An 11,060-nucleotide genomic window follows, 5' to 3' on the forward strand; every position below is an offset into this window, starting at 1 on the left:
AGAAGCTCAAAGATTTTTGATTTTATATTAATCAAATTAATCTTGTTGCTTCTTTAAAATTACTGTCTAAAGCTTATACTTTTCTTTAAGTTCTGCAATCGTATCACGAAGTTTCGCAGCTTGTTCGAACTCAAATTTTTCTGCAGCGGCGAACATTTGTTGTTCTAGTTCTGCTAAGTGCTCTTCAATATTATCATCATTGATATTTGCACTTTCTTCAAGTTCAAGAATTTCATCATCTTTAACGACTTCTTTCTTAGCACTTATAGAATCACGAATATCTTTTATAATTGTTTGAGGAGTGATTCCGTGTTCTTCGTTGTATGCCATTTGAATTTCACGACGACGATTTGTCTCATCAATCGCTTTTCTCATGCTTCGAGTAATATTATCTGCATACATGATTACTCGACCATTTGCATTACGAGCTGCACGACCGATTGTTTGAAGAAGAGCTTTATCTCCACGTAAAAATCCTTCTTTATCAGCATCCAAAATAGCTACAAGCGACACTTCAGGAATATCTAATCCTTCACGTAATAGGTTAATTCCAATAAGAATATCGAATTTACCAAGACGAAGATTTCTAATTATTTCAGTACGTTCTAAAGTTTTTATATCTGAATGAAGATATTCTACTTTTAGACCATTCTCTTTCAGATAAGCAGTAAGAGACTCTGCCATCTTCTTAGTTAGAGTAGTTATTAGAACACGTTCTCCTTTAGCTATAATCTTCTCAGCTTCTTTAGTTATATCGAAGACTTGATCGCTAACTGGACGAATATCGATAATTGGATCTAGTAGACCAGTAGGACGAATAATTTGTTCAGTAATTTTAGTACTATGCTCTAATTCGAAGTCTCCAGGAGTAGCTGATACGAAAATAGCTTGGTTTAATTTCTTCTCGAATTCTTCGAAGTTTAAAGGTCGGTTATCCAGAGCTGTAGGTAATCTAAATCCATAATCAACAAGAACTTGTTTACGAGCTCTATCTCCGTTAAACATACCACGAACTTGAGGAAGAGTAACGTGTGATTCATCAACTACAAGCAACCAATCATCAGGGAAATAGTCTAGTAAAGTATAAGGTGTACTACCAGGTTCACGAAGTGTAAGATGAAGAGAGTAGTTCTCTATCCCTGAACAGAATCCCATTTCTTCCATCATTTCAAGGTCATAGTTAGTACGTTGTTCAAGGCGTTGAGCTTCTAGAAGTTTGTTTTCCATATTAAGAACTTTTAATCTTTCTTCTAATTCTGCTCGAATCCTTTTAATTGCTTCTTTAGTTTTTTCATCACCTGCTACGAAGTGACTGGCAGGGTAAATTGCAATATGTTCAAGTTCGCTTAGTACTTCACCGGTAAGTGGATTAATTTCACGAATACGATCTATTTCATCTCCAAACATTTCTACACGAACCGAATTTTCACTGCGAGATGCCGGGAAAATCTCAATAACATCACCACGAACTCTAAAAGTACCACGAGTAAACTCAATATCATTTCTCACATATTGAATGCTGATTAGTTTTTCCATTATTTTATTACGATTAATTTCATCTCCAACTCGTAATGATAGCACTAGAGAAGAATATTCTTCTGGAGACCCTAAACCATATATACAGCTAACACTTGAAACTATAATTACATCATCACGATCAAATAAAGATGATGTTGCACTGTGTCGAAGTTTATCAATTTCATCGTTCACAGAAGAATCTTTTTCTATATAAGTATCCGTTGATGGAACATATGCTTCTGGTTGGAAGTAATCATAGTATGAAACGAAATACTCAACTCGGTTATTCGGGAAAAACTCTTTAAGCTCATTGTAAAGTTGCCCTGCTAGTGTCTTGTTGTGGGCAAGAACTAGGGTAGGTTTGCCTACATTTTTCACGATGTTAGCTATAGTGAAAGTTTTACCAGTACCTGTAGCTCCAAGTAAAGTTTGATATTTTTCTCCATTATTTAAACCCTCAGTAAGTTCGGCAATTGCATTCACCTGATCACCTTTCGGTTCGTACTTACTCTGAAGATCAAAATCTACATGTAATCTATTAATTTCCAAAAAATCCACTCCTTTTTTAATAGTAGTATTGTGAGTAATATCATAAAAGGTAAAGTAACTCACACAAAAGGTTAATTAATTCTTTCTATAACATTATAATATAGATAGGAGAATAGTGGAAGAAAAAGTAATCAGTATTTAAATGTTAAAATTGTTTATATTTGTAATAATAGTTATTAAGAAATTACTCATAAAACACTTTATATCAATGGAAATAGATGATATTAGTATGATATAATATTGTTATAGGAGATTGTAATTAAACACAATGGGAGGTGTATAATTATGAAAAAAGTTAGACATGAACATGTAAAACCAACTGAAGATTTAGTAGCTAAGAAAATATTCTCTAATACAGAGATAACATCAGCTTTCATTAGTGATATACTAGGACTATCGGTTAAATGTTCAAAAATATTAGATGGAACTCAAATTCATTCTAGTTTCGAAGACGAGATATTACTGTATAATACATCTTTGGATGTTCTTGCTGAATTAGATGATGGTACTCAAGTTATTATAGAAATACAGGTAGCTAAGCAGTTAGAATTTTTAAAAAGATTATGGGTGTATATATGTAATCAAGTATCAAAAAATATGGATACAATAAGATTACAACTAGGTAGAACTAGTCCTATATATTCAGAGTTAATACCAGTTTATTCAGTTTCGATTTTAGAAAAAAATTATTTTGACGATGATAGAGCAATAAGAAGTTTCAGTCTAAGAGATGATGATACAAATAAACAGCTAAAAGTCGATGTAAAAGGAATACAAGAAAAAAGAAATTTAATAACTATGGCATTTCTAGAACTGAGTAAATACAATCCTGATATCAGAGAAAACTATAATAAAAAACGTTGGTTAGAATTATTCTCTAATCAGCCATTCACTCAAAGTCAGGATGAAATAATTGAAAGTGCTGATAGTTTGATGGAATATAAAAATTGGAGTGAGGAGGAGAAAGCTATGTATGATGAAAAAATAAGGAAGTATGATGCATATATAGACGCATTACAATATAAGTTTGTAGAAGGACTAGAGTTAGGACGAAATGAAGGAATAGAAAGAGGACTAGAACAAGGAATAGAAAAAGGCCGTAGTGAAGAGAGAAATAATTCAATAGCGCGATTTATCAAATATGTGAAACTAGGAGTAATCTCAAAAAAAGATGCATGCCAAGATTTGGGGTTAACAGAAAAAGAGTTAGATAAATATCTACAGGCTTAATTAAGATTTCAGGTTTTAAAAAGATGTTCGCTGAAAATGAGGTGAATTAGAGAAGATGTATGATGAAAAGACAAGGAAGTATGATGCATATATAGACGCATTACAATATAAGTTTGTAGAAGGACTAGAGTTAGGACGAAATGAAGGAATAGAAAAAGGAATAGAAAAAGGTCGTAGTGAAGAGAGAAATAATTCAATAGCGCGATTTATCAAATATGTAAAACTAGGAGTAATTTCAAAAAAAGATGCCTGCCAAGATTTAGGCTTAACAGAAAAAGAGTTAGATAAATATCTACAGGCTTAATTAAGATTTGTAATTTAGTATTTCTAAAAATGTATACAACAACTGAGAGTGATATTGAATCATAGTTTGAATAAACGGATTCTAAATTATTGCTCTCATTTTTCTATTTTATGGGAATATAGCTTCTAAATATGAAGAGGGAGATTTCTTATTATTTATATTATAATTGAAACTTTACATTAATAAATCTTGAATAGTGTAATTAATACTATATTTTAAAACATTTCTACTATATTTTATTTTGTTTTTTTGAATGTATATGTTAAGATAGTATAGTATGAAAAAAGGAGGAAGTAATGGATACACAAAAAATTATATATACTTCACCGAAAAGTGAAAGAATCGATAAATTTTTACAACAAGAATTAACAGATGTTTCTAGAACAAATATCCAGAACTTAATTTCTGAAGGTTATATCAAAGTAGATGGAAATAATATTAAAACAAATTTTAAATTAAAAGAAGGTAATATTATTACTATTGAATACAAGGAACCTGAAGAATTAGATGTTGTAAAACAAGATATTCCAATTGATATTGTATATGAAGACGATGATTTAATTATCGTAAATAAAGCTAAAGGTATGGTTGTTCACCCATCAGTAGGACACAAAGATGGAACATTAGTAAATGCCTTATTATTCCACAGTGAACTTTCAAGTATCAATGGTACTATTAGACCTGGTATTGTTCACAGAATTGATAAAGATACTTCAGGTTTATTAATCGTTGCAAAAAATGATAAAGCACACGTCAAATTATCTGAGATGATTGCGAATAAAGATGTTAAGAGAAAATATTATGCTCTTGTTCATGGTAGTATTAAACATGACTACGGAACAATTGATGCTCCAATAGCTCGTAATCCAAAAGAACGTAAAGAAATGGCTGTTATCGATGAAGGGAAACCATCTATTACACACTTTAAAGTAGTAGAGAGATTTGAGAAATATACACTTATCGAATGTGAATTAGAAACTGGACGTACTCACCAAATCAGAGTGCATATGAAATACATCAACCACCCATTAGTAGGCGATCCAGTCTATGGGCCGAGAAAAACATTAAATACTAATGGACAAGCATTACATTCAAAAAGTATCGAATTCAACCATCCAATTACAGGAGAACATTTATATTTTGAAACAAAAATTCCTGAGTATATGGTTGAGACTATGTCTAAATTAGATAAATAGTATAAAGTATAATATATCGCCTCAAATATTAGTTTAAACAGCTAATTTTGGGGTGATTTTTTAAAGATTTATAGGTGTACTAGTATAACAATCTAGTTTAGAGGAAAAAATTAAATAGATTAAATAAATGAAAATCTTTAAGAAATTTGATTATGAAATTTTAATAAGGAATTTATAAAAACTAAGAAGTTAACGATGTATACGTTAACAACAAAAACTTGTAATACCAAAGAATAGAGTAATTAATATGTTAAAATTTAATAAATATTACACTTAATTGAAAATAATGATAGAAAATAGTTTATTTTTTCTAAAAAGTGTAGTATTATAATATATAGTAAGTAGTTATTTAAGGAGGACAAACAACATGGTATTAGTACCAGCAAAAGACATGCTTGTAAAAGCAAGAAAAGAAGGATATGCAGTAGGGCATTTCAACATCAATAACTTAGAATGGACAAAAGCTATTTTAGCTGCTTGTGAAGAAGCAAAAAGTCCAGTAATCTTAGGAGTAAGTGAAGGAGCAGTTAAATACATGACTGGTTTCAGAACTGTAGCAGCTATGGTTGAAGCTATGGTAGAAGAAATGAAAATTACAGTTCCTGTTGCATTACACTTAGACCACGGTTCATACGAAGGAACTCAAAAAGCTATCGAAGCTGGATTTAGTTCAGTAATGTTCGATGGATCTCACTATCCATTCGAAGAAAACATCGCTAAATCTAAAGAAATGATTGCTTTAGCTCACTCTAAAGGTCTTTCTATCGAGTGTGAAGTAGGTTCAATCGGTGGAGAAGAAGATGGAGTTATCGGTAGCGGTGAATTAGCTGATCCAAACGAATGTAAAACAATGGCTGACTTAGGAATTGACTTCCTAGCTGCAGGTATTGGTAACATCCACGGTAAATATCCAGAAAACTGGGCTGGATTAAGCTTTGAAACATTAGAAAAAATTTCTAACATCACTGGTGGAATTCCATTAGTATTACACGGTGGTTCAGGAATCCCAACTGAGCAAATCCAAAAAGCTATCTCTCTAGGAGTATCTAAAGTTAATGTTAACACTGAATGTCAATTAGCATTTGCTGAAGCTACACGTAAATACATTGAAGAAGGTGGAGATCAAAAACCTAAAGGTTTCGACCCTCGTAAATTATTAAATCCTGGATTTGAAGCTATTAAAGCTATGGTTCACGAAAAAATCGATATCTTCGGTTCAAGAAACAAAGCATAATAACTACGAAACATATTTAAGACTCATGCTTTGCATGGGTCTTTTTTTAATAGAAGGGAGAATTCCAATGCAAGAAACAATAAATTATTTAAAAAAACTAACAAGTATAGTATCACCTACGGGATACACTAAAGAAATCTCTAACTACTTAGTAGAAGAACTGGAAAGACTTGGCTACAATCCAATAAGAACTAATAAAGGTGGAGTGAATGTAGTAGTAAAAGGGAAAGACGATTCTAAACATCGTGTAATTACTGCTCACGTTGATACTTTAGGTGCTATGGTTCGTGCTGTAAAACCAGATGGTAGACTTAAATTAGCTAAAGTTGGTGGTTATCCTTGGAATATGATTGAAGGAGAAAACTGTCTTGTCCATGTAGCAAGTACAGGAAAAACTGTAAGTGGTACTATCTTAGTTCACCAAACTAGCACACACGTATATAGAGATGCTGGTACTGTAGAACGCACAGAAGATAATATGGAAGTAAGATTAGATGCCAAAGTAACTAACGAAGAAGAAACACGCGAATTAGGGATTGACGTTGGAGATTTCATTAGTTTTGATCCTAGAACCATCATTACAGATACAGGATTTATTAAGAGTAGATTTTTAGATGATAAAGTTAGTGCAGCTATATTATTAGATTTATTAAGAATATATAAGGAAGAAAATGTTGGACTTCCATATACAACACATTTTATGTTTAGTGTATTTGAAGAAGTAGGGCATGGAGCTAACTCAAGTCTTCCGAAAGAAGCAGTAGAGTACCTTGCGGTAGATATGGGAGCAATGGGTGATGACCAACAAACAGATGAATACACAGTGTCTATCTGTGTAAAAGATGCTAGTGGTCCATATAACTATGAATTCAGAAATCACCTAGTAAATCTAGCTAAAGAAAATAGAATAGAATATAAACTAGATATATATCCATATTATGGAAGTGATGCCTCAGCCGCTATGCGAGCAGGTGCTGAAGTCAAACACGCCCTACTAGGTGCGGGAATAGAGTCAAGCCACTCTTACGAAAGAACGCACGTAGATTCAGTAGAGCAAACTCATAAATTAGTTAATGTTTATTTACGAAGTCCTTTAGTATAGTGACTATAAAGAATAATATATGCTTTAATAGATTTTTAAAAACACTTAGTAATATTGTATGACAAAAGACCTGAAAACTTATATATTCTATAGTTTTTAGGTCTTTTAAATTTTATCTAATTGCTTTTAATCTCGTTGCGACTATTGTTCCTATAGCTGCGATAATTGCTGACGCGTAGAACACATATGAAGTACTAATATCCCATAATGCTCCCATAATATACAATCCTATAGCCATACTTAGTTGGAAACAGATTGCTGTATATAGATTTTGCATATCTATAATCTCTTTGTTGTTGTAATCTCTATTTAGCATTAAGATGAATGCTATATGTGCAACTGCAAATGTTATCGCATGGAATGTTTGCATTACTGTAAATACATATATATTATGGAAAGTTGCTAAGGCTGCCCAACGTATCACGGCACAAACTCCCGCGAATACCAATAGATTTTTTGGTTTAATTTTATCTACCAATCTTTTCGAAAAGATAAAGAAGATAATTTCCGCTACTACTGATATATTTAAGATTACTCCTGATAGCCATTTGGCTGATATGTTCATACTTTCTAAATATATAGCGTTATAGTTGTTATATGCTGTGTGAGAAAGTTGGTATAAGAAAATAGTTACTATCAATAGAATTGCGTTTCTATCTTTTAATACCCAGTCATATAGGCTTTCTTTTTTATCGTTGTTACTGTTATTATCCAAGTTTAAGTTTTTTACTAATTTAGGCTGTGGTAGGAACATAAATACTAAATATAATGCTACTAAAAATATAAGTATGTAATATAGTGCCCCATTACCTACATAACCTAATACTCCTCCGATAAATATACCAACAACTGTATACCCAAGTGATCCGTATGTTCTTGCTTTCCCGTAGTCGATATTTTCTTCGCGTAAAAACAATGAAGCTAGTCCTTCTACTAAAGGATTAATCATATAGTAAACTAAACCGAATAGAAAGGTTATAATCCCTAGTAATATCTTTTCGTTTGTAAAACCGTAACTGACTGCAAGTATTAGACCTGAAGCAACGGATAATTTCATCGTGATATTTAAGTTATATTTTTTTATCAAATAAGGACTTAAAAATATACCACTGATAACTCTAGCAAAATACAGCATTGAGAATATCGAACTGGCCTCTAGAACACTTAAGTTTTTTATAGAAGTCAGATATACCATCCAGAATGGTAAAAAAGTACCCGTTACTAAAAATTGTAAAAAGTAGTTAGACGATAACCAAGTTTTTGATGACATATTTACCTCCTAATTTACGAAAAATTGCACTAGAACTACTAAGCTGTTCATTAGAATATGAGCTACGATAGGTGTAATTATTCTTTTCGTATGTAAATATAGATAAGAAAATACGAATGACATACCGATATAGACGATCATAATTGGTGAAAAACCGTCGTGAGGTAGTGCGAATATTATTCCTGTGACTAATGCAGGAATAGTAAATCTAATCCATTTTTTACTACCTATCATTGCATCGTAAAAATATCCAAATACTGCTTTTCTAAAGAATAATTCTTCCATTATTGGTCCTAGTACAGCTACATATAGTACGAAGTATGGTTTTAATTTTAATACTTCAACGACGTTACTTGTGTTTTTACTTTTAGTAGGAAAGTTGAAAAAGTTTGATAGGTATACTAACAAACCGTTCAAAATACCTTGAAGAAACATCATCGAAATAAATCCAATAATACCAATCGCAAAAAGGGTGATAAGATTATACTTAGTCTTTTGTTTATCTATATCATTAGTTCCTTTTCTTGCTATATAACCAAGAATTAAAGTAGCTGTTATGGATATAAATAGGACAATAGTAACACGCTTATCTACACTAATGTCTCGAGGGAGTTGAAGTGGAATAACAAATACTGCTAATATATAAATAATTCCACTAAGAAGTAGGTGGTTAACATTACCACGAGTTAATGAAAATCTCATAGACCCTCCTTATTAAATTTTAATCATTTTCTATTATAACATCTATAAATACTGAGTACAACCTTATTAATTAAAAGTTGTATATAATGGTGAAAATAATAAGATAAAAATCTAACTTAAATAATCTATCATCAAGAGTTAAACGTATTCATGATATTTTTATAAATTTCACTTGAAAATTTATAAATTTAGTGATAGAATGTAAAGTAAGAAAGCGAGCTGATGATGGTGAAAGTTCAGCAACAATATTGGCATTAAATACAATTTAATATTGTTAAAGTTGAGTTTTTACTAATCAGGGTGGAACCGCGGAAATTATTTCGTCCCTAGATGTGCTTAGGCATATCTAGGGCTTTTTATATTTTTAATTAATAAGGAGGAAACAACAATGGAGAAAATTTTATCTCTAGCAAAAAATAGAGGATTCGTATTTCAAGGATCTGAAATTTATGGTGGATTAGCTAATACTTGGGATTATGGTCCACTAGGTGTAGAATTAAAAAATAACGTAAAAAAAGCATGGTGGAAAAAATTCATTCAAGAATCACCATATAACGTAGGGTTAGATGCTGCTATCTTTATGAACCCTCGTACTTGGGAAGCATCAGGACACGTAGGTAACTTCAGTGACCCTATGATGGATTGTAAAGTTTGTAAATCACGTCTTCGTGCGGATAAATTAATCGAAGAATACTATTTCAACGAAAAAAATGAGGATGTAGTAGTTGATGGTCTTCCATTTGAAGAATTAGAAGCTATTATCGATCGTGAAAACATTAAATGTCCAGAATGTGGTAGCCATGACTACACTAACATTCGTCAATTTAACCTAATGTTTAAAACAAACCAAGGTGTAGTAGAAAATTCTACAAGCCAAATTTACCTACGTCCAGAAACAGCACAAGGTATCTTCGTTAACTTCAAAAACGTTCAACGTAGTATGCGTAAAAAATTGCCATTTGGTATTGGACAAATTGGTAAATCATTCCGTAACGAAATTACACCAGGGAACTTTATCTTCCGTACTCGTGAATTCGAACAAATGGAATTAGAATTCTTCTGTGAACCAGGAACAGAATTAGATTGGCACACAACTTGGAAAAACAGTTGTGAGAAATTCTTATTAGACTTAGGTATGACTAAAGAAAATATCCGTTTACGTGATCATGATCAAGAAGAATTATCTCACTATTCAAATGCAACTACTGACATCGAGTTCAAATTCCCATTTGGTTGGGGAGAACTTTGGGGTATTGCTTCAAGAACAGATTACGACTTAAAACAACATATGGAACACTCTGGTCAAGATTTAACTTATCAAGACTTAAGTACAAATGAAAAATTCATCCCATATTGTATCGAACCATCTGTAGGGGTTGACCGTGTTCTTTTAGCATTCTTATGTGATGCATATAACGAAGAAGTGGTTGGAGAAAATGATACTCGTACAGTTCTTAAATTCCACCCAGCTCTTGCTCCGTTTAAAGCAGCAGTACTACCACTTTCTAAAAAATTAAGTGATAAAGCTGTTGAAGTATATCAACAATTAGCTGCGGACTTTATGGTTGATTTCGATGAAACTGGATCAATTGGTAAGAGATATAGAAGACAAGATGAAGTTGGTACTCCTTTCTGTATCACTTATGACTTCGAGTCTGAAAACGATGGAATGGTAACTGTTCGTGATAGAGATACTATGGAACAAACTCGTATTCCTATCACTGAATTAAAACAATATATCGAAGAAAAAATTAAATTCTAATTAAATGGACACTCAGAACATTTGTTCTGAGTGTTTTTTTACGGTTTGAAGAGTTATTTAAAAGACTCTAATCAAACGTCTGTATTTTCCTATGTGAATAAGTAGTATAAATAAATGAATAGGTTGAAAAGTTCATAAAATCTTAAAAATTGTTTATAAAAAATTAAAAATATCCGATTTTTATTCTATTTAT

General features: G+C 31.8%; 9 protein-coding genes. 6 read left to right on the forward strand and 3 right to left on the reverse strand.

The annotated features are described in order from the left end of the window. Positions 1 to 66: 66 nt before the first annotated feature. On the reverse strand, positions 67 to 2,067 hold the full coding sequence (gene uvrB, locus JX287_RS04930) for an excinuclease ABC subunit UvrB (RefSeq protein WP_204643042.1): 2,001 nt from the start codon (positions 2,065 to 2,067) through the stop codon (positions 67 to 69). 285 nt (positions 2,068 to 2,352) lie between these two features. On the opposite strand from uvrB, the gene JX287_RS04935 reads away from it, so the two are divergent. The 5 genes from JX287_RS04935 to JX287_RS04955 all read left to right on the forward strand — a co-directional run bounded on the left by JX287_RS04935 (position 2,353) and on the right by JX287_RS04955 (position 7,133). Next, a complete protein-coding gene (locus JX287_RS04935) occupies positions 2,353 to 3,297 on the forward strand; it encodes an Rpn family recombination-promoting nuclease/putative transposase (RefSeq protein ID WP_204643050.1) in 945 nt (314 codons plus the stop codon). A 55-nt stretch (positions 3,298 to 3,352) separates the two neighbouring features. Beyond that, complete coding sequence (locus JX287_RS04940; RefSeq protein WP_204643052.1) at positions 3,353 to 3,601, forward strand: hypothetical protein; 249 nt, start codon at positions 3,353 to 3,355, stop codon at positions 3,599 to 3,601. Between the two features lie 296 nt (positions 3,602 to 3,897). Continuing rightward, a complete protein-coding gene (locus tag JX287_RS04945) occupies positions 3,898 to 4,797 on the forward strand; it encodes an RluA family pseudouridine synthase (RefSeq protein WP_204643054.1) in 900 nt (299 codons plus the stop codon). A gap of 367 nt (positions 4,798 to 5,164) precedes the next feature. Then, positions 5,165 to 6,031, forward strand: a complete 867-nt coding sequence (gene fba, locus JX287_RS04950; RefSeq protein ID WP_003145913.1) for a class II fructose-1,6-bisphosphate aldolase — start codon at positions 5,165 to 5,167, stop codon at positions 6,029 to 6,031. 67 nt (positions 6,032 to 6,098) lie between these two features. After that, a complete protein-coding gene (locus JX287_RS04955) occupies positions 6,099 to 7,133 on the forward strand; it encodes a M42 family metallopeptidase (RefSeq protein ID WP_204643056.1) in 1,035 nt (344 codons plus the stop codon). Positions 7,134 to 7,245: 112 nt separating this feature from the next. On the opposite strand, the gene JX287_RS04960 is transcribed toward JX287_RS04955, so the two are convergent. Together JX287_RS04960 and JX287_RS04965 are read right to left on the reverse strand one after the other, a co-directional pair. Continuing rightward, positions 7,246 to 8,403 (reverse strand): MFS transporter, encoded by a 1,158-nt coding sequence (locus JX287_RS04960; protein WP_204643058.1) that lies wholly within the window; start codon positions 8,401 to 8,403, stop codon positions 7,246 to 7,248. Between the two features lie 9 nt (positions 8,404 to 8,412). Continuing rightward, positions 8,413 to 9,105 carry a CPBP family intramembrane glutamic endopeptidase gene (locus JX287_RS04965; protein WP_204643060.1) on the reverse strand — a complete coding sequence of 231 codons (693 nt, stop codon included), beginning with the start codon at positions 9,103 to 9,105 and terminating at the stop codon, positions 8,413 to 8,415. Between the two features lie 388 nt (positions 9,106 to 9,493). Between JX287_RS04965 and JX287_RS04970 the strand changes: the two genes are divergently transcribed. Further along, complete coding sequence (locus tag JX287_RS04970) at positions 9,494 to 10,867, forward strand: glycine--tRNA ligase (RefSeq protein ID WP_204643063.1); 1,374 nt, start codon at positions 9,494 to 9,496, stop codon at positions 10,865 to 10,867. The last annotated feature ends 193 nt before the right edge of the window (positions 10,868 to 11,060 follow it).

The organism is Gemella haemolysans, from assembly GCF_901873445.1.
Classification (GTDB): Bacteria; Bacillota; Bacilli; order Staphylococcales; family Gemellaceae; genus Gemella; species Gemella haemolysans_C.